Raw genomic sequence first — 17604 nt, forward strand, 5'->3', positions numbered from 1 at the left:
TGCCCTGGCTATTAAGACTCTGGCGGAAAGCGGATGGAGAGGCCGGTCGAGGCGACTCCCGCCCTCCGCAAAAGAACCGCGCGGCGCGTCTTTCGAAGACGCGAAACATACAAACACACGGTAACCGGCGTCCCGAAAGACGCGCCGCGCCACCCTTGCCCTCTGACTCGATCAGAGGGGTCGTGTTTTCTTTTCCAACCTCTGCGGCGGATGCGCCGTGGAGGCGAAGGCGTTCACCCCAACGAGTCCCCGGAAATCGCGAAGCGATTATCCGGGGTCCAGAGACGGCGGCCCCGTTGCAAACTGGATCCCGGACAATGGCTGCGCCATTTCCGGGAGCTGAAAGAGAAAAAGGCAAAAAAGAACGTCATCCTCCGACGGACCCCGGCCTTGAGCCGGGGGAAGATCGGAGGACCCAGTTTAAATCTCCCGCCCCACGTTCCCTGGGTCCTCCGGTCAAGCCGGAGGATGACGGCAGAGAGAGGCGAGCGGGCGAGGGTAAAAAAACCGCTCCCGCAGCGCCGCCGATCCGCTAGTCTGGCGTTCCGCCAGATCAGGAGACGCGCCGATGAAACCGTTTGCCCTCTGCCTCGTCTTTCTCGCCGCCTGCTCGCAGAGCGCCGGCGCGTCCGGTTTCCGCGAAACGCTGGACGCGCATCTGCAAGCCATACAGACGCGCGACTTGGCCGCCTATGAGGCGACGATCACCGGCGGCGACACCCTCACCCTGATCTTCCCGGACGGACGCCTGATCGAGACCCGCGCTGAAGTGATGGATTTTCACCGCGACTGGTTCGCGGACGAGACGTGGCGCATGAGCTTCACCCCGGTCCGCGTCATCGAAGGCGCGGAGCTTTCCACCGCGCTTTACCGCACGCGGTTTGAAACCACGCTTGAAAACGGCGACCCTTACTGGTCGGAGAGCTATCTCGCCCTCACCTTCGCGCTGGAGGACGGGCAATGGCGCCTGACCCATGACCAGAATACCCGCATCCGCACCAGCCAGGACGACACCTAAATGACAAGAACCCTTATTGCCCTCCTTGCCGCAACCACCCTCGCCGCCCCTGCGTTCGCCGACCAGATCGCGGTCGTGAACAAGGGAGAGGACACGCTCGCCCTCGTCGATCCCGAAACTCTGACGGTCACGGCCACCGTCCCGACCGGCGCCAACCCGCATGAGGCCTGGACCGCGTCCGACGGCTCTGCCGTCTATGTCACCGATTACGGATCCGCCGAAGGCTCGACCGTCACCGTCATCGATCCGGCCAGCGCCGAAGTCGCCGCCACATGGAGTCTCGGCCCCAATCGCGGCCCGCATGGCGTGTGGTCTTCCGCCGACGGCTCGAAGCTCTGGGTGACGACGGAGGGCACGGGAACGGTGGTTGAGCTGGACGCCGCCAGCGGCGCGCTCCTGAACACCTGGGAAACCGGGCAGGATGTCAGCCACATGATCGTGCCCCTGCCGCACGGCGAGAAGCTCTATGTCACCAATATCGGGTCGGGCACCGTCACCGTCATCAACCGGGCCGATGACAGCGTCGCCACCATCACCGCCGGCGCCGGGGCGGAAGGCATCGACGTCTCGCCCGACGGCTCCGAAGTCTGGGTGACCAGCCGCGACCAGGGCGAAATCGCCATCATCGACCCGGCGGCGGACGAGGTGATCGAGACGATTTCCTCGCAAGGCGAAGTGCCGATCCGCGCCAAGTTCACGCCGGACGGCTCGCAGGTCTGGATCTCCAATGCCGGCTCCAACGCCGTCGCCGTGTTCGATGCGGCCAGCCGCGCGCATCTGGGCTCCATCGATGTCGGCGCGGTCCCGGTCGGCGTGTTGATGTCGCCTGACGGCAAACGCGCCTTCGTCGCCAATACGCAGGATGACAGGATCACCATTATCGATGTCGCCAGCCGCGAGGTGACCGGAGAGCTGGTCACCGGCGACGAACCGGACGGCATGGCCTGGATCAGCGAGACCGAATAGCCATGAAAAAGGGCGGCCGCGATGGCCGCCCTTTCAATTATCAAAATTCTTGATTGCCGCTAACGGGCAACAACGCGTCCATTGGCGTCCAGCCGCGCATTGCTGGGAACCCAGACCCAGCCCTGTCCGTCGACAAGCACCTGCGCGCCGTGATCGAAATTGCGGTAATCGCGCACCATCAGCGAGGAATCGATATCCGCATTGACCGCCGAATTGGCGTTGGCGCGAACACGGGCGCGATCATTGGCATTGACCGCCGCGCGCGAATTCACGCCCGCCCGGGCGCGGGCGTCGCCGTCATAACGGGCATTGGCGCGGGCCCGGCGCTCGCGGGCCGCTTCGATACGCGCTTCTGCGCCCATGCGGGCGTCAGCGCGCGCGTCTTGAAGACGGTCGGCGCGGTCCTCCGCGCGGTCTTCCAGCTCGTCAGCCCGGCGTTCGGCGCGATCTTCCAGATCGTCCATCCGCTCTTCCCGAAGGTCTTCGGCGTCATCAAGGCGCTCCTTGAGCTCGCCGCGCTGAAATTCGCCTTCCAGTTCGGTCTGGCCGCGAACCGCGCCATTGACGGGGCCGTTTACCTGACCGGTAGTCTCGTTCACGACGCTGCCGCCAACAACCTGCGCCTGGGCCGGAACGGCCAGCGCGAACAGGGCCGCCGCGGCGGCGCTCGAAATCAGATATTTATTACGCATGGGTTCGATCTCCTTTTGCGTGATCGATTGACCCGTGAAACGCGCCCCCGCGCCGCCATGTTCCTTTATAATTCTGTCGGCGCATCAAATTTGGACCGCTATTTTCACGCTCCCCTAACGCATTTCATTTATGGCTCGGCCACCATCCGGATATTTCAAGGGAGGTCCGCGCCATGGGTCCGATGAGCGATATACTCGCACGCGTCCGTCAATCAGGCCGCGTTTCGGCGGAGGACACGCAGGCCGTGCGCCGCATCGTCTATCCCGACATGTATGTCGACAAGGACGAGGTCGAGGCCCTGTTCGCCATCGACGAGACCGCCCATCGCCGCGACCCGCAATGGGTCAGCTTCTTCCTTGAAGCGCTCAGCGATTTCCTGGTCCGCCAGAAAAACCCGATCGGCTATATCAGCGAGGCCAATGCCCGCTGGCTCATGAAGCACATCGACCGCGACGGCGAGGTGAAGACCGAGACCGAGCTGATGCTGCTCGTAAAGATCCTCGAAGAAGCCGACCACGCGCCGGAACCGCTTTTCCTGTTCGCGATGGACCAGATCCGGATAGCCGTTCTGGAAGGCCGCGGACCGCTGGCGCGCGACAGCCGGCTTGAACCGGGCCGCGTCAACGCCGCCGAGGCCGCCCTTCTCCGCCGTGTCATCTATGCCTATGGCAGCGACGGCGGCGCGGCGATCACCCGCGCCGAGGCGGAAATCCTGTTCGACATCAATGACGCCGTCGCGGACGCCGATAACGATCCGGACTGGACCGACCTGTTCGCCAAGGCGCTCGCCAATTTCCTGATGGCCGCGTCGGGTTATTCCGCGCCGTCACGCGAAGTTGCGCTGGCGCGCGACGAGTGGCTGGGCTCCGGCTCCACCGATGTCGCCGGCTTTGTCGGCCGCATGGCGTCTTCGGGGTTCTCCGGCATCCTGAACGCCTATCGCCAGCCTTCCGCGCGCCAGGTCATGGAAAAACACAATGACCGCATGGCCGCCGATATCGCCGCCTCCGAAACGGTGACGCGGATGGAGGCCGAATGGCTGGCCGCCCGCCTGCGCCGAGATGGCGAGCTGAGCGAGTCCGAGAAAGCGCTCTTGCGCTTCATCAAGGAAAACTCGCCGGACATTCACCCCGCCCTCAAACCCCTTATCGACGCCGCCTGACCCGGCCGCTTCGGGACTGAAGCCGAAATCAGAGAAGTTACCTTGACGTTACATAATGTAACGTATACGTATCACATATCATGTAACCCAAAGGTAACCCCGGAGACCGGATATGGAAAAGATCGAACGTCTGGCGCAACGGCGCCGCATTCTTCTGATGGTCAGCGCAGGCGCATTCCTCGCCTGGCAGATTCCGCTCATGGACAGTTTCAGCCAGTGGCAGGCCGGCAGCGCCAGCCTGATCAGCCTCGCCGGTTTCCTGATCTGGGCCGCCGCCCTGATCGCCGTGTTCGTGTGGGGCCGCGCGGCGGGCGTCCGGGATCCGGAAGCGCGCGCCGCGCTTGAAGACGAACTGACACAGGCCAATCGCGCCCGCGCTTTCAGCTTCGCCTACTGGGTCATGCTGGTCGGCGCGGCGGGCCTGCTGGCCCTGTCGCAATTCCAGCCTGTCACCGCCACGGAAGTTGCGCACATCATCGTGGTTCTGGGCGTCGCCGCCCCGCTCTTCCGTTTCGCCTTGCTGGAGCGCGGCTGATGGCGGCGGCCGTGCGATTGCTCAATCGTCTGAAGGAGCACAGAACCGCCGCCGGCCTGACCCAGGCCGAACTGGCGGCCAAGGTCCGGGTCAGCCGCAAGACCATAAACACGGTCGAGAATGGCGTCTTCGTTCCCTCGACCGAGCTGGCCCTGAAACTCGGCCGCGCGCTGGGGGTCAGCGTGGAGACGCTGTTCCAGCTGCCGGACTAGACTTTACGCTTGGGCATGATGCGGCCTTCAACGGCGGCCGCCAACGCCGCCCAGATCGGAATGCCCGCGACCAGCCCGGTCTGTCCCGCCAGCGCCAGGGCCCAGGCGGACACAAGAACGACGACGATCGAATAGGAGAGCCGCGCCCGGTTCAACGGCTCTCCAGTCGCGTCACAGACTGAAACCGGCGCGGGCTGGGTCATCGCAATCAACAGGACCCCCAATGTCAGGGCCACGGCGAGTCCCAGATATTCATAAGGCGCTGCGGCGATGTTTACCGCATCCGCCGCGCCAAACAGCACAAACCCCGCCACGGTCATCACCAGAGAGGCCAGAACGAATAACCAGCGGCGCGGCTGCGGCCGGAACAGGGTCGCGTCCAGCGCGAAAGCCAGCATCGCCGCCACGCCCAGCGCCCAAGCCCCGTCCCGCCACATGGCCAGCGCCAGCAGGATCAGGGTCAGAATGCAATCAGCGCCTGTCGCCGCGGGGCCTACCGTCCGGTTTACAATCCGCGCAAGAAAAAGCGCGACGGCGGCGCTGAGGATCGCCGCCGGTCCCAAAAGAAGGCCGAACGGCGCGGCAACCAGCGCCAGGAACGCCGCGCTTTCATGGTCCGGCGCCAGCTCCCGCGTCAGCGCCCAGGACAGAAAAGCGACCAGAAGACCAAGGATCGCGGTCAGCAGCGCCGCCAGCGGCCCGGCGTCGAACCAGACAATGTCCGCGACCGCCACCGCAATCCCGGCCAGCGGCGCAAGGAACAGGACAGCGCGGTTCGTGGGATAGTTGGCTTCAAGCGGCCGGGCGATGCTGGAATATTTATGGACCCGATGCGTGGTCATGGCCGCGCCCCTTCCCTAATCTGCCCCGGCCCCTGCGGCGGAGACTCGCAAACCAGCATGCTGATTTCCCTCCACATATCCAAGACCGCCGGGACCGCTTTCCGGATTTTCCTGGAATCCAATCTCGGACGCGCTGCCGCCTTCGCCTATGCGGGAGAGCGCGGCGCCCGGCCGGAGATCCGTCAGGCGATGGCGCTTTTGAAACGCGGAGAAGCCGGGCAGGCAAAAGAGATGATCCAGCAAGGCGGCATCGAGGCGATCCACGGCCACGTCGCCTATGAATTTCTGCAAGCTTTTCCGGACGCCGCGACTATGACATGGCTGCGCGACCCCGTGCAGCGCGCGGTCAGCGAATGGCTGACCATGAAACGATCCCCCGATCCGGAGAACCCCGAAAGCGTGGCGGTCGCGAACGGCGAAGCGAAATTCGAGGCTTTTCTTGAAAAGCGCCGGGATTTTCTGAGCCATTGCGTCGGCCTGCTGCAGGACAATGACCGTCCGCTGGCGCTGTTCGCGGCCGAGCGCGCCGGAGAAGCGGCGGAAGTGATGAGGCGCGAACTTGGATGGCGCGGCGCCGCGCCCAGCCGCAACCGCACGCCCGCCTCGGCGCAGGAAGAAGCCGCGGCGCTGACAAAGACGCACGCGGACTCCGCGAAGGATATACTTGGCGCGGATATCGCCCTGCACCGCCAGCTCCTGGCCGACTGGGATTCAGGCGCTGCGGCGGAGCGCGCCGCCTTGGCGTTACGCAACGCCCCGCACAGACGCGCCGCGTCTCCCCTCCGGCGGGCGCGGCGGGCGGCGGGGGTCGCGCGTGAGCGCGCGGGCCGGTTTCTGAGACGGGATTGGGCCTGAACGCGACGGACGGCATTGGTAACGCCGCCGCTTCGGGCTAAACCTTTGAACCAAGACCAATTCATGGGGAGTACCAACATGACACGCTGGATGACCGCCGCCGCCGCCATCGCCTTGCTGACCGCCTGCTCGCAGGAACCGGCCGCGGACGATGCCGCAATGACTGACGCCGCCCCGGCCGATGACGCCGATACCGGCGCCATGGACGAGCCAATGGACGATGCAGGCGATGACATGTCCGACATGGATGCGGATATGGGCGCCGACAGCCAGATGGCGGACTCCGCCCTCAACGCCGAGGCGCAGGAAAAACTGGACAGCGTGCTCTCCGACACCCGCCGCGACGACGACCGCGCGCGTGACGAATTCCGCCACCCGGGCGAGACGCTGGCTTTCTTCGGCATCGAACCTGACATGACCGTGGCCGAGGCCCTGCCGGGCGGCGGCTGGTACACGCGCGTCCTCCTGCCCTACCTGACGCCCGAGGGTCGTTACATTGCCCTGAATTACCAGACCGGCGTCTGGGAAGGCATGTATGGCGACAACTGGAACGATGACGCCGCGGCGGAAATCGCCAGCTGGACGGAAACCGCGCCGGCCAAGCTGATGGAAAACGGTCCGGACGGCGCCGAGGTCGAGGCTTATGTCATCGGCGAAACGCCGGCTTCTCTGGACGGGCAGGTCGACGCCGTCCTGTTCGTGCGCGCCCTGCATCATCTCAATCGCTTCGATGTTGCTTATATGGACGAAGCCGTCGAGGACTCCTTTGAAATTCTGAAGCCGGGCGGCGTTGTCGGGGTGGTTCAGCATCGCGCGAACGCCACGGCTTCCGACGACTACGCCAGCGGCGATAATGGCTATCTGCGCGAAGCCGATGTCATTGCCGCTTTCGAGCGCGGCGGATTCGAGCTGGACTCTCAATCCGGCATCAACGCCAATCCGGCCGACACCGCTGATTATGAAGACGGCGTCTGGACGCTTCCGCCCTCTGGCGGCGGTGGAGAGGAATACGCCGATATCGGCGAATCCGACCGTATGACCCTGAAATTCCGCAAGCCTGAATAACGCCTCTTTTTGAAGGCGTCTTACCGGAGAATGCGGGGCGGACGGTGCCAAGGCCGTTCGCCCCGATCCGTTGGAGTTTCAGCGTGAAAATCATTCGAGATTTCCTGCTTTGCCTGACATTTTTTTGGCCTGCAGGGGCCGCTTTCAGCCAGTCGCCGGGCGATGCCGGGCAAGCTCTGGAGCCCTATGCCGCCGAGTTCTATGGCGTCGTTCGCATAGAACGCGGCGGAAACAGCATTTTCGAACAGGCCTACGGGCGCGCCAATTATCAGCTGGATGTCGCGAATGCGCCGGATACGCGCTTTGCGCTGCAGGCGCTGACCCGTCCGCTTGTCGCGGCCGTATTTCACAGCGCGGCCGATCAGGGCGTGATCGATCTGGAAGCCTCCATCTGCGCTTATCTGTCGGCCTGCCCGGAGAGCTGGAACGGCGTGAAGATACGTCACCTGCTCAACCAGACTTCCGGCCTCCCCGACCTCTCGGCGGCGCTGGAGGCAAGCCCGCAGGGCGGGCCGCGCGAGCGTCTGTCCGCCATTCTTCAGGCTGATGAGCCGTCAGATCCGCTCCATGCGCCCGGCTCCCGCTATCGCGATTCCCGGTTCGACTACGCCCTTGCGGCGGCTGTTCTTGAAGCCGCTTATGGCGAGTCCTTTGAAACCATCATGGATGCCCAGCTTTTCAAGCGGGCGGGCATGAGCAATGCCGGCATCGCCGCGCCGAACGCCGCCATCGCAAACATGGCGGCCGGCTACGCCATGTCAGACGGCGCGCCTGAGATTGTCTGCGCCGGAGAAACCTATCTGCGCGGCGCGGAAGGCGCCTATGCCACGGCGCGCGATCTGGCGGCTTTTGCAAACGCCTTGTTCGGGGAACGTCTCACCACGGCGAAAATGCTGGACGCCATGGTAACCCCGGATTACGCGCTTTCGTCCAGCCACGCCTATGGATTGATGACGGCGGAGCGCGGCGGCCTGCTCAGTCATTTCTATGGCGCGCGCGGGGACGGCTATGCCGCCTGGCTTTCGCGCTATCCCGACCATGATGTGACCATTGTCATCCTGTCCAACCAGAATGGCGCGCCGGTGAACGATATGCGCAAGGCGCTGGAAGCTGCATTGTTCGGGAACGGAGCCTGATCGCCGCGAATTTCAGGGCCATGACCTTGCAGCGACTCGATTCAGCGGGTTTGCTCAACTCATGCCACTGGGCCGCGCCACGCCAATCGACAGAGTCCGCCAGACGGTGAACGTCATCGCGGCGCTGGCGAACTTCGCTCTGCCGCAAATCCCCCTGATCTTCGGCGTCGGCAAGGAGATCGGGCAAAATCCAGGATCAGACGCCAACGCAGTGCCGCCGGGCTGGGCGTTTTCCATATGGGGTCTGATCTTCGCCTGGACCATTCTATTCGCGTTCTGGCAGGCGCTGCCCGGCAAGGGCCGGTCCTCCTATCTGCGCAGCGAAGGCTGGGGCACGGCGCTGGCCATGGGGCTGGCCGCGCTCTGGTCAGTTTTGTCGATGTTCGCCCCCTTCTGGACCACCCTGCCCGTCATGGCCGCGCTCTATGTGACGCTGGCCTGGCTGGCGCTGAGCCTGCGAAGCCGGCCGGAGTCCGATACCGAGGCGGTGCGGTGGCTGGCGATCTATCCGTTCCAGCTTTTCTTCGGCTGGATCACTTTGGCCCTGATGGCGAATTTGGCCGCGGTCCGGCTGGAATACGGGATCAATCCCATCGGGGGCACGGAAGATACCTATACGCTGATCATCATGGCGTTCGGCGGCGTTCTGGCCTTGATCGGGCTGAACCTGACTCGCGGCGCCGCAGCCTATGCCCTGCCCGTGGCGTGGGGCGTCGGCGCGCTGTTGCTGCAACACGCATGGGCTGACTGGAATCCGGCCCCGGCGGCGGGCAGCGCAACGCTGTTCCTGTTTCTGCTTGCCGCGGAGCGTTGGGTCGCCCTGCGCACCCGTCCGCGGCCCCGCTTCTCGCGATAAGCCTTGTCGGCTTGCCTCGGCGGGCGCACTTGCTTACCGCTTCGCCCATGAAATCGCTTCTACTGGTCGCCACGGGCGGCGCCGCGGGCGCGGCGGCCCGTCACCTTTTGTCACAGGCTTCCATGCGCTGGCTGGGGCCGGCGTGGCCATACGGCACGATGGCGGCGAATATTCTGGGCTCGCTTCTGATGGGGGCGCTGGCCGGGTGGCTGGCCTACAAGGTCGATGGCGGGCGCGATCTGCGCCTGTTTCTGGGCGTCGGCCTGCTGGGCGGCTTCACGACATTTTCCGCTTTTTCGCTGGAGACCGCGCTGATGATTGAACGCAAGCAATTCGCCAGCGCCGGCTTCTATGCGGCGGGCTCCGTCATCCTTTGCCTGATGGCGTTGTTTGCCGGACTGTATCTGGCGCGAAAGGCGTTCGCATGAGCGAGGTGAAGCACCTGCCGGTGGATCCGTCCGAGGACGGCGTGCGTCTGGACCGCTGGTTCAAGCGGCGCTTCCCGCACATCAAGCACGGCCAGCTGGAGAAGATGCTGCGCAAGGGCGAGATTCGCGTCGATAGCGGCCGCGTCAAATCAAACACGCGGCTGGAGGCGGGGCAGGAAGTGCGCGTGCCGCCCCTGCCGGCGCCGGAGGAAACGCCGGACCAGCCGGGCGTTCCGGCCAGGGATGCGAAGCTGATCCGCTCGCTCATCCTCTATGAGGACGAGACGATGATCGCCCTGAACAAGCCGTCCGGACTGGCGGTTCAGGGCGGCTCCAAGACCACGCGCCATATCGACGGCATGTTGCCCGCGCTGGAGCGCAACGGCGAAACGCCGCGCCTTGTGCACCGGCTGGACCGCGACACGAGCGGCGTCCTGATCGTCGCCAAAACGACGCAGGAAGCCGCGAGGCTGGCCAAGCTGTTCAAGGGCCGCGACCTGCAAAAGATTTACTGGGCGATTGCGCTGGGCGCGCCCCGGCCGCGCGAGGGCGTGATCAAGGGCCATGTCAGGAAGGCCGCGGGCATGGGCGACAATCCCGACCGCGAGCAGATGGTGTTCGCCGAACATGGCGATGAAGGCGCGCGCTATTCCCTGACCGATTACGCCGTCGTCGCGGAAGCCGGGCGGCGGGCCAGCTGGGTGGCGCTGAAACCCATGACGGGGCGCACGCATCAGCTTCGCGTTCACATGGCCGCGGCCGGTCACGCCATACTGGGCGACGGAAAATATGTTTGCGACATCCCGACCCCCGAAGGGCTCGACAAGCGCCTGCACCTGCATGCGCGCAGCCTGACCCTTCCGACAGCGCGCGGCGGGACAATCGAGATCACGGCCCCCCTGCCCGATCACATGGCGAACACGTTCAACACTTTCGGATTCGATCCGGCCGCCTATATGGACCCGTTCGCCTAGGGCCTGACACACTGGTCCTTTCAAACGATTCGGACGCGCCGGAGGGGGCCATGCCGGGATTGAAACTCGCCATTTTCGATATGGACGGAACGCTGATCGACTCCCGTCAGTCGATCGCCCACGCCATGAGCCAGGCGTTTCAGGGCGAAGGCCTGACCACGCCGCACCATGACGACGCGCGCAAGGTTGTCGGCCTGTCGCTGGACGAGGCGCTGCGCCGTCTTGCGCCGCCCGATATCGGGCAGGAACGCGCCGCCGCCCTGTCCCGCCGTTATAAGGCGGCGTTCGTGGCGCACCGCAACAGTCCGGATTTTCACGAGCCGATGTATGACGGGGCCCTGGAAACGCTGACGCGGCTGAAGGATGAAGGCTGGCTGATGGCGATCGCCACGGGCAAATCCAGACGCGGCGTGCGCGCGGCCGTTCAGGCGCACAATCTGTCCCGGTTCTTCGATACAATTGTCTGCGCCGATGACGGGCCGGGAAAACCGCACCCGTTCATGGTGCGCGAATGCATGGCCGGCGTCGGGCTGGAGCCCGCCGGGACCCTGATGATTGGCGATTCAGAGCACGATATCGGCATGGGCCGGGCCGCCGGCGTTCATTGTATCGGCGTCAGCTGGGGCTTTCAGACCCGGGATGAACTGGAAGCGGCGGGCGCACACGCGGTGTTCGACAAATTTCCCGATCTGGATGTTCACCTGGAAGGTTTCCCGCACGGACTGGCGGCATGAGCAAAGGGTTCAAACGCTTCTATAAACACGCCGAGGCCTCCGGCGCCGAGGGCGGATATAACGTGCTGCTCGACGGCAAGCCGATGATGACGCCCGACGGCGCGAAACTGACCCTGCCCACGCGCGCCGCGGCGGCGCAGATCGCCGATGAGTGGAATGCGCAAGGCGAGCAGATCAAGGCCAATGACCTGCCCCTGACCCGCCTGGCCAATCTGGCGCAGGACCGGATGGGCGCGGCGCGCGAAGCCACCGCGGACTGGCTGACCCAGTACGCCCAGACGGACGTGCTGTGCCATCGCGCGGAGCATCCGCAAAACCTGACGCAGAGACAGGCGGAGCAATGGGACGCCGCTCTTGAATGGGCAAATCAGGAACTCGGCGTAAGCCTTTCAACTGTTTGCGGCATTCAGACAGCCAATCATCCGCCAGAGTCTCTTGAACGCGTTCGCGGTCTGGCCCTGGAGCTGGATGATTTGCGGCTTACCGGCCTGGCCCACGCAGCCGGGATGATGACCTCCGCCGTGCTGGCCTTCGCCCTGATCCGCAACCGCTATTCCGCGGATGAAGCCTATGCGCTGGCGACGCTGGAAGAAAAATTCCAGCAGGAGCAATGGGGCGTGGATGAAGCCGCGGCCAAGCGGGACGCGGAAATCCTGAGCGAGCTGAAAACACTGCAGGAATTCATGAATTCGCTTTAAGCCCCTAGTGGCTTTCCGCCCGGCCGTAATTTGAGCGGTAATAGGTCAGGGCCGGTTTGTCCCTGTGATCATAATCCACGACCTGTCCGATAATGATCACATGGTCCCCCGCCTCGACCCGCTTGTAAGTCTCACAGGCGAGCCGCGTGACCGCGCCAAGGATCCAGGGCGCGCCGTTCTTCGCCGGCTCCCACGGGGCCGCGGAATCCAGGCTGGTGGTTTCGGCCATTGTTTTCGCCAGCACTTCCTGTTCGTGCGCCAGCACGTTCACGGCGAAATTATCCGCCTTGCCGAAAAGCTCGAACCGCTTGCTGTCCCGGCCCAGCGACCAGGAAACAAGCGGCGGGTCGAGCGAGATCGAGCTGAAGGAATTGACGGTGATCCCCGCCCCGCCGCCATCTTCGCCCGCCGCGGTTACGACCGTAACGCCCGTGGTGTAGCGCGCCAGCGCGTCGCGATAGTCGCGATCCGTGAAGTCCATTCAGCGATCCTCAAAACCGTAAAAAAGAGCGGCAACGCGCTCTTAACCTCGTTGGCGGCATATAGACCGCTGAAAACAAGGGCAAGCGCGGCGATTCACATGGCGGGCGATCAGGCAATCATAATCAAGAAGGTCAAGAAAGGCGGCGGCCATGGTCATCATGGCGGCGCCTGGAAGGTCGCCTATGCGGACTTCGTGACGGCCATGATGGCGTTCTTCCTGCTGATGTGGCTGATCAATACCACGACGCCTGAGCAGAAGCGCGGCATCGCCGACTATTTCGCCCCCGCCAGCGTCAGCCCCTCTCAATCGGGCTCCGGCGGCGTGCTGGGCGGCACGTCCATCGGCGAAGACGGCGCAAAAGGCAGCGGCGCGTCTTCCGTCATCGAACAACTGGCGCCCAAAGCCCGCCAGCGCACCAATGAGGAACAGCGTCAGGCCGGGGTGGGCGACAATCAGGGCGCGGATGCGCCGGAAGTTTCCCAGAGCGCCGAAGACCGCGCCCGCGCCATCCGCGAAGCCGCCGCGTTCGAAAGCGCCGAAATGTCGCTGCGTCAGGCGATGCAGGACATGCCTGAACTGGCCGAGCTTTCCAAACACCTGATCATCGACGAGACCCCGGAAGGCCTTCGCATCCAGATCGTGGACCAGGAGGGCCGCCCGATGTTCGAGCCGGGCTCCGCCGAACCGCATGAGCGCGCCCGCACCCTTCTGCGCGCCGTCGGCGAAATCGCCGCGCGCCTGCCCAACCGGGTCAGCGTATCCGGTCACACGGACTCCAGCGTCTCCCCCAATCCGGCCTATACGAACTGGGAACTGTCATCCGACCGGGCCAATGCGTCCCGCCGGATGCTGCAATCGGCCGGCCTTCCCGGCGACCGGGTTTATCAGGTCACAGGCAAGGCGGGTTCGGAGCCTCTTTTCCCCGACGATCCCTATCAGGCGGGCAATCGGCGCATCTCCATCACCTTGCTGCGGGAGGCGCCTGTCCTTCCCCCCGGCTACCAGCCCTAGGCGCCGCCGCGCTGTATTTGAGGGCAAGAAGCGCTTGCCGGACGCCGGGCATTTGCTAGCGTCGGCATGGCGATGGGAAATGAGGGGCTTGTAATTTGATGGATCTGGCCGCTGGCGGCGGCGCTCTGATGTGGGCTGTTATGGCCTCCATCGGCGTGATTGTCGTCCTGTACGCGACCGAACGCTTCTCGATCGAGCTTATCTCGGCCGGGGTGATCGCTTTCTTCCTGCTGCTGTTCCAGATCTTCCCGGCGCCGGTTCCGGAGGGTCAGAGCTTCGGCCCGGCGGAATTGCTGTCAGGCTTTGCGAACCCGGCGCTTATCACCATCATGGCGCTTCTGGTCATCGGCCAGGGCATGTTCCAGACCGGCGCGATGGACGGCCCCACGCGGCGCCTGACGGCCAGCTATGAGCGGCATCCGCGCCTGACCCTGCTGACCGTCTTCGGCTTCATGTTCGTCGTGTCGGCCTTCATCAACAACACCCCCGTCGTGGTGATGTTCATCCCGATCATGGCGGCGATCGCCCAGCGCATGGGCGGCACGCCGTCCGGGCTGATGATGCCGCTCAGCTTCGTTGCGATTTTCGCCGGTGCGACCACGCTGATCGGTTCATCCACCAACCTGCTGGTTTCCGACGTTCTGCGTCAGACGCGGGGCTTCGGGCTGGAATTCTTCCAGCCGACCCTGCCCGGTCTGGTGCTGGCGGGCGCGGGCATCATTTATCTTCTGGTGGCGGGCCGTTTCCTGATGCCCCGGCGCGTGACCATGGAGGGGGAGTTGAAAGGCGCCACGGGGCGCCAGTTCATCGCCCAGATCGAGGTCACGCCCGGTCATCCGCTGGTCGGCAAGAAGCCGGTCATGGGCATGTTCCAGGATCTGCCGAACATGACCGTGCGCATGATCCAGCGCCGCGAACACGCCATCCTGCCGCCCTTTGACGACGCCGAGCTTCAGGAAGGCGATCTGGTAATCGTCGCCACCACGCGGAAGAATTTGACGGAATTGCTGTCTTCGCGCGCCGAGTTCCTGCGCGGAATGATGCAGCTTGGCGACTTCAAGATCGAGGAAGGCCGCGACGAAACCCTGATGATGTCGGAGGCGGTTATCGCCCCCGCCTCCCGCTTCATCGGGCGCACGATCGAACAGGTCGGCTTCCGCTACCAGACCGGCTGTATCGTGCTGGGCGTGCAGCGCCGCAGCCGCATGATCCGCACGCGCATGGGCGAAATCCGGCTGGAGGCCGGCGACACTCTGCTGATCTTCGGCCCCGAGTCCGCAATCAAGTCCCTGCGCAATAACAAGGACGTGCTGATCCTGGAATGGGCGACACAGGACGTGCCCGACATTCGCCGCGCCGCGCTGGCGCGGCTGACATTCGGCGGCATCATTGTCGCCTCGGCGCTGGGGCTCGTGCCCATTGTCGTGGCGTCTGTCGTGGGGGCGACGATCATGGTGGCCGGCGGCTGTCTGAACGGCCGTCAGGCCATACGGTCGCTCGACATGCGGGTCTTCATGCTGATCGGGGCCGCGTTCGCCATGGGCGGCTCGCTGCAGGCGACAGGCGGGGCGGGATATCTGGCCAATGTCGTGGTCGACATTTTTGCGCCCTATGGATCGGCGGTGCTGATTTCCGCCCTGTTCCTGCTGGTCGCCATCCTGACCAATATTCTTTCCAACAGCGCCACGGCGATCCTGTTCGCCCCCATTGCGATACAAGCCGCGCAACTGGTCGACGCGCCGCCGGAGGCGTTTGTCCTGACCGTGCTGTTCGGCGCCAATTGCTGTTTCGCCACGCCCATCGCCTACCAGACCAATCTCCTGGTCATGGGGCCGGGCCATTATCGCTTCATGGATTTCCTGCGGGTCGGCGGGCCGCTGGTGCTGGTTTTCTGGATTGTCTACAGCCTGTTTGCGCCGTGGTATTTCGGGCTGTAGCCGTATCTCCTAGACTTGGCGCGGAGAACGCGATTCCGCGCGAGACGACAGACGAGGCCAGCCGAGTTGAGCCACCCGTTCCAGAGCCAGCAGCTGCAGTTCTACATGACGCGGCCCGCGCCCTGTCCTTATCTGGACGGGCTGCAGGAACGGAAGGTCTTCGCCCATCTGGACCCTCTGGCCGGCCCCGGCATGCACGATGCGATGATCCGCGCCGGCTTCCGCCGTTCCCAGAACGTGGTCTACCGCCCGGCCTGTGAGGGCTGTGACGCCTGCATTTCCGCCCGCGTTCTGGCCGGCCGCTTCGAACCGTCGCGTTCGCAAAGACGCACATGGCGTCGCAATCGCGACCTGCGCGTCGAGGAAAAACCGGCCGAAGCCACGCGCGAACAGTTCCAGCTTCTCAAGCGCTACCTCGATCATCGCCATCCCGGCGGGGGCATGACGGAAATGACGTTCGGGGATTACGCCGCCATGACCGAGGAAATCTGGGCCCGCACCCGCGTTTTCGAATATCGCCTGCCGGACGAGGACGGCCAGCGCGGCCGCCTGATCGCCGCAGCCTTGTCCGACTGGATGTCGGACGGGATATCCATGGTCTATTCCTATTTCGATCCGGATTTGCCCGCGCGGAGCCTGGGCGGTTTCATGATCCAGCATCACATCGAAATGACGCGGCGGCGCGGCCTGCCGCATGTCTATTTGGGCTATTGGGTGCCGGGCAGTCCGAAGATGCGCTACAAACAGGATTACCAGCCGCTAGAGCTGCTTCGCCCCGGGGGATGGGCGGAAATCGATGAAAACGAGTTTTCGGGGGAGACATAGATGGACCGCAGGAAATTCCTGAAATTCGGAGCCGCGGGCGCCGCAGCGGCGGCGACGGGCGCCTGCGCGGATAGTTCGAACGCCGACAGAGAGGCCGAGAGCGCCGCCAAATCCGCCCCTGCGCCACGCCGCGGCGCCAAGGAATTGTCCATGGTCACGACGTGGCCAAAGAATTTCCCGGGCCTGGGCGACATGGCGACGCGCACCGCGGACCTGATCGGACGCCTCACAGAAGGTTCGGTGACCGTGAAGGTGTTCGCCGCTGGCGAGCTGGTGCCCCCCTTCGAATCCTTCGATGCGGTCTCGACCGGCGCGGCGGACATGTATCACGGCGCGGAATATTACTGGCAGGGCAAGGCCAAGGGCTTTCCCTTCTTCGCAGCCGTTCCGATGGGCCTGACCGCAGACGAAATGCTGGGCTGGATCAAGTATGGCGGCGGACAGGAGCTGTGGGACGGCCTGTCGGCGCAATTCAACATCAAGCCTTTCCCGGCCGGCAATACCGGGCAGCAAATGGGCGGTTGGTTCAAGCGCGAGATCAATACACTGGAAGATTTCCGCGGCCTGAACATGCGCATCCCCGGTCTTGGCGGCGATGTATTGCGGCGGCTTGGCGGCGCGGCCGTGGCCATACCCGGCGGCGAGATTTTCCAGTCCCTGCAATCGGGCGCGATCGACGCGACCGAATGGGTGGGGCCTTGGAACGATCTGGCGTTCGGCTTCTACCGCGTCGCGCCGTTCTATTACGGCCCCGGCTTCCATGAACCCGGGCCGATGCTGTCCTGCGGCATGAATCTGGATGTCTGGAACAGCCTGACCGCGCATGAACAGCTGGCCGTCAGCACGGCCTGCGACTGGGCGACCAACCAGTCCATCGCGGAATACCAGCATCAGAACGCCCTGGCGCTGAACACGCTGGTCAATGACCACAAGGTGCAACTGAGAAGCTTCAGCGACGATATCTGGCGGGAAATCCAGCGGGTGTCCGCCGAGGTGATCAGCGAAATCGGCCAGTCGGACGCCACCACAAAGGCGATCTATGAAAGCTATATCGCCGCCCGCGGCCGCGCGATGCGCTGGAGTTCGGTTTCCGATGGCCCGTATTTACGCGCCCGTACGCTGGGCACCGAATATGAGCGCAAGCCCGCGGAAACGCCCCGGCAACCCGCCTCC

Annotated in this window: 20 protein-coding genes; 17 read left to right on the forward strand and 3 right to left on the reverse strand. The window is 64.4% G+C overall.

All coding sequences use genetic code 11. From position 1 onward, the window contains the following. The first annotated feature begins 568 nt into the window (after positions 1–568). Both H2040_RS12645 and H2040_RS12650 read left to right on the forward strand, forming a co-directional pair. Positions 569–1018: a YybH family protein gene (locus tag H2040_RS12645; protein WP_287157855.1), complete on the forward strand. Its 450-nt coding sequence runs from the start codon at positions 569–571 to the stop codon at positions 1016–1018. Continuing rightward, positions 1019–1984: a YncE family protein gene (locus tag H2040_RS12650; protein ID WP_287157857.1), complete on the forward strand. Its 966-nt coding sequence runs from the start codon at positions 1019–1021 to the stop codon at positions 1982–1984. It abuts the gene before it with no gap. 59 nt (positions 1985–2043) lie between these two features. On the opposite strand, the gene H2040_RS12655 is transcribed toward H2040_RS12650, so the two are convergent. Then, on the reverse strand, positions 2044–2676 hold the full coding sequence (locus tag H2040_RS12655) for a hypothetical protein (RefSeq protein WP_287157859.1): 633 nt from the start codon (positions 2674–2676) through the stop codon (positions 2044–2046). A 173-nt stretch (positions 2677–2849) separates the two neighbouring features. Between H2040_RS12655 and H2040_RS12660 the strand changes: the two genes are divergently transcribed. The 3 genes from H2040_RS12660 to H2040_RS12670 all read left to right on the forward strand — a co-directional run bounded on the left by H2040_RS12660 (position 2850) and on the right by H2040_RS12670 (position 4586). Then, a complete protein-coding gene (locus H2040_RS12660) occupies positions 2850–3839 on the forward strand; it encodes a hypothetical protein (RefSeq protein ID WP_287157861.1) in 990 nt (329 codons plus the stop codon). A gap of 112 nt (positions 3840–3951) precedes the next feature. Then, positions 3952–4374 carry a hypothetical protein gene (locus tag H2040_RS12665; protein WP_287157863.1) on the forward strand — a complete coding sequence of 141 codons (423 nt, stop codon included), beginning with the start codon at positions 3952–3954 and terminating at the stop codon, positions 4372–4374. Beyond that, a complete protein-coding gene (locus H2040_RS12670) occupies positions 4374–4586 on the forward strand; it encodes a helix-turn-helix transcriptional regulator (protein ID WP_287157865.1) in 213 nt (70 codons plus the stop codon). Before H2040_RS12665 ends, H2040_RS12670 begins: the two co-directional genes overlap by 1 nt. Here the strand turns inward: H2040_RS12670 and H2040_RS12675 are convergent. Next, positions 4583–5428 (reverse strand): hypothetical protein, encoded by an 846-nt coding sequence (locus H2040_RS12675; protein WP_287157867.1) that lies wholly within the window; start codon positions 5426–5428, stop codon positions 4583–4585. The genes H2040_RS12670 and H2040_RS12675 overlap by 4 nt on opposite strands. Positions 5429–5485: 57 nt before the next feature. Between H2040_RS12675 and H2040_RS12680 the strand changes: the two genes are divergently transcribed. The 8 genes from H2040_RS12680 (at position 5486) to H2040_RS12715 (ending at position 12174) form a co-directional block, all read left to right on the forward strand. Beyond that, a complete protein-coding gene (locus H2040_RS12680; RefSeq protein WP_287157869.1) occupies positions 5486–6283 on the forward strand; it encodes a hypothetical protein in 798 nt (265 codons plus the stop codon). Between the two features lie 78 nt (positions 6284–6361). Continuing rightward, positions 6362–7348, forward strand: coding sequence for a class I SAM-dependent methyltransferase (locus H2040_RS12685; RefSeq protein ID WP_287157871.1), 987 nt, complete (start codon positions 6362–6364; stop codon positions 7346–7348). An 83-nt stretch (positions 7349–7431) separates the two neighbouring features. Next, positions 7432–8484 (forward strand): serine hydrolase domain-containing protein, encoded by a 1053-nt coding sequence (locus tag H2040_RS12690; RefSeq protein ID WP_287157872.1) that lies wholly within the window; start codon positions 7432–7434, stop codon positions 8482–8484. Positions 8485–8545: 61 nt separating this feature from the next. Then, positions 8546–9340, forward strand: a complete 795-nt coding sequence (locus H2040_RS12695; RefSeq protein ID WP_287157873.1) for a TspO-related membrane protein — start codon at positions 8546–8548, stop codon at positions 9338–9340. 47 nt (positions 9341–9387) lie between these two features. Continuing rightward, entirely contained in the window at positions 9388–9768 is a 381-nt protein-coding gene (gene crcB, locus H2040_RS12700; RefSeq protein WP_287157874.1) for a fluoride efflux transporter CrcB, read from the forward strand. Next, complete coding sequence (locus tag H2040_RS12705) at positions 9765–10742, forward strand: RluA family pseudouridine synthase (protein ID WP_022698062.1); 978 nt, start codon at positions 9765–9767, stop codon at positions 10740–10742. The genes crcB and H2040_RS12705 overlap by 4 nt, the downstream gene beginning before the upstream one ends. Before the next feature lie 50 nt (positions 10743–10792). After that, positions 10793–11476 carry an HAD-IA family hydrolase gene (locus H2040_RS12710; protein WP_022698063.1) on the forward strand — a complete coding sequence of 228 codons (684 nt, stop codon included), beginning with the start codon at positions 10793–10795 and terminating at the stop codon, positions 11474–11476. Then, positions 11473–12174: an ATP12 family chaperone protein gene (locus H2040_RS12715; RefSeq protein ID WP_287157876.1), complete on the forward strand. Its 702-nt coding sequence runs from the start codon at positions 11473–11475 to the stop codon at positions 12172–12174. Before H2040_RS12710 ends, H2040_RS12715 begins: the two co-directional genes overlap by 4 nt. A gap of 4 nt (positions 12175–12178) precedes the next feature. On the opposite strand, the gene H2040_RS12720 is transcribed toward H2040_RS12715, so the two are convergent. Then, positions 12179–12655, reverse strand: a complete 477-nt coding sequence (locus H2040_RS12720) for a flavin reductase family protein (RefSeq protein WP_287157878.1) — start codon at positions 12653–12655, stop codon at positions 12179–12181. Between the two features lie 99 nt (positions 12656–12754). On the opposite strand from H2040_RS12720, the gene H2040_RS12725 reads away from it, so the two are divergent. From H2040_RS12725 to H2040_RS12740, 4 genes are all read left to right on the forward strand, one after another. Then, positions 12755–13669, forward strand: a complete 915-nt coding sequence (locus tag H2040_RS12725; RefSeq protein WP_022698066.1) for a flagellar motor protein MotB — start codon at positions 12755–12757, stop codon at positions 13667–13669. A 98-nt stretch (positions 13670–13767) separates the two neighbouring features. Further along, a complete protein-coding gene (locus tag H2040_RS12730) occupies positions 13768–15606 on the forward strand; it encodes an SLC13 family permease (protein WP_022698067.1) in 1839 nt (612 codons plus the stop codon). Between the two features lie 66 nt (positions 15607–15672). After that, positions 15673–16431 (forward strand): arginyltransferase, encoded by a 759-nt coding sequence (locus tag H2040_RS12735; RefSeq protein ID WP_287157879.1) that lies wholly within the window; start codon positions 15673–15675, stop codon positions 16429–16431. After that, a partial coding sequence (locus tag H2040_RS12740; protein WP_287157881.1) for a TRAP transporter substrate-binding protein occupies positions 16432–17604 on the forward strand: 1173 nt, incomplete at its 3' end.

The organism is Euryhalocaulis sp., assembly GCF_013911995.1.
Lineage (GTDB): Bacteria > Pseudomonadota > Alphaproteobacteria > Caulobacterales > Maricaulaceae > Euryhalocaulis > Euryhalocaulis caribicus.

What these genes read in the sequence shown, in the direction of transcription:
- H2040_RS12645 (WP_287157855.1), top strand. Translation starts at nt 569, where the DNA reads ATGAAACCGTTTGCCCTCTGCCTCGTCTTTCTCGCCGCCTGCTCGCAG.
- H2040_RS12650 (WP_287157857.1), top strand. Translation starts at nt 1,019, where the DNA reads ATGACAAGAACCCTTATTGCCCTCCTTGCCGCAACCACCCTCGCCGCC.
- H2040_RS12655 (WP_287157859.1), bottom strand. Translation starts at nt 2,676, where the DNA reads ATGCGTAATAAATATCTGATTTCGAGCGCCGCCGCGGCGGCCCTGTTC.
- H2040_RS12660 (WP_287157861.1), top strand. Translation starts at nt 2,850, where the DNA reads ATGGGTCCGATGAGCGATATACTCGCACGCGTCCGTCAATCAGGCCGC.
- H2040_RS12665 (WP_287157863.1), top strand. Translation starts at nt 3,952, where the DNA reads ATGGAAAAGATCGAACGTCTGGCGCAACGGCGCCGCATTCTTCTGATG.
- H2040_RS12670 (WP_287157865.1), top strand. Translation starts at nt 4,374, where the DNA reads ATGGCGGCGGCCGTGCGATTGCTCAATCGTCTGAAGGAGCACAGAACC.
- H2040_RS12675 (WP_287157867.1), bottom strand. Translation starts at nt 5,428, where the DNA reads ATGACCACGCATCGGGTCCATAAATATTCCAGCATCGCCCGGCCGCTT.
- H2040_RS12680 (WP_287157869.1), top strand. Translation starts at nt 5,486, where the DNA reads ATGCTGATTTCCCTCCACATATCCAAGACCGCCGGGACCGCTTTCCGG.
- H2040_RS12685 (WP_287157871.1), top strand. Translation starts at nt 6,362, where the DNA reads ATGACACGCTGGATGACCGCCGCCGCCGCCATCGCCTTGCTGACCGCC.
- H2040_RS12695 (WP_287157873.1), top strand. Translation starts at nt 8,546, where the DNA reads ATGCCACTGGGCCGCGCCACGCCAATCGACAGAGTCCGCCAGACGGTG.
- crcB (WP_287157874.1), top strand. Translation starts at nt 9,388, where the DNA reads ATGAAATCGCTTCTACTGGTCGCCACGGGCGGCGCCGCGGGCGCGGCG.
- H2040_RS12705 (WP_022698062.1), top strand. Translation starts at nt 9,765, where the DNA reads ATGAGCGAGGTGAAGCACCTGCCGGTGGATCCGTCCGAGGACGGCGTG.
- H2040_RS12710 (WP_022698063.1), top strand. Translation starts at nt 10,793, where the DNA reads ATGCCGGGATTGAAACTCGCCATTTTCGATATGGACGGAACGCTGATC.
- H2040_RS12715 (WP_287157876.1), top strand. Translation starts at nt 11,473, where the DNA reads ATGAGCAAAGGGTTCAAACGCTTCTATAAACACGCCGAGGCCTCCGGC.
- H2040_RS12720 (WP_287157878.1), bottom strand. Translation starts at nt 12,655, where the DNA reads ATGGACTTCACGGATCGCGACTATCGCGACGCGCTGGCGCGCTACACC.
- H2040_RS12725 (WP_022698066.1), top strand. Translation starts at nt 12,755, where the DNA reads ATGGCGGGCGATCAGGCAATCATAATCAAGAAGGTCAAGAAAGGCGGC.
- H2040_RS12730 (WP_022698067.1), top strand. Translation starts at nt 13,768, where the DNA reads ATGGATCTGGCCGCTGGCGGCGGCGCTCTGATGTGGGCTGTTATGGCC.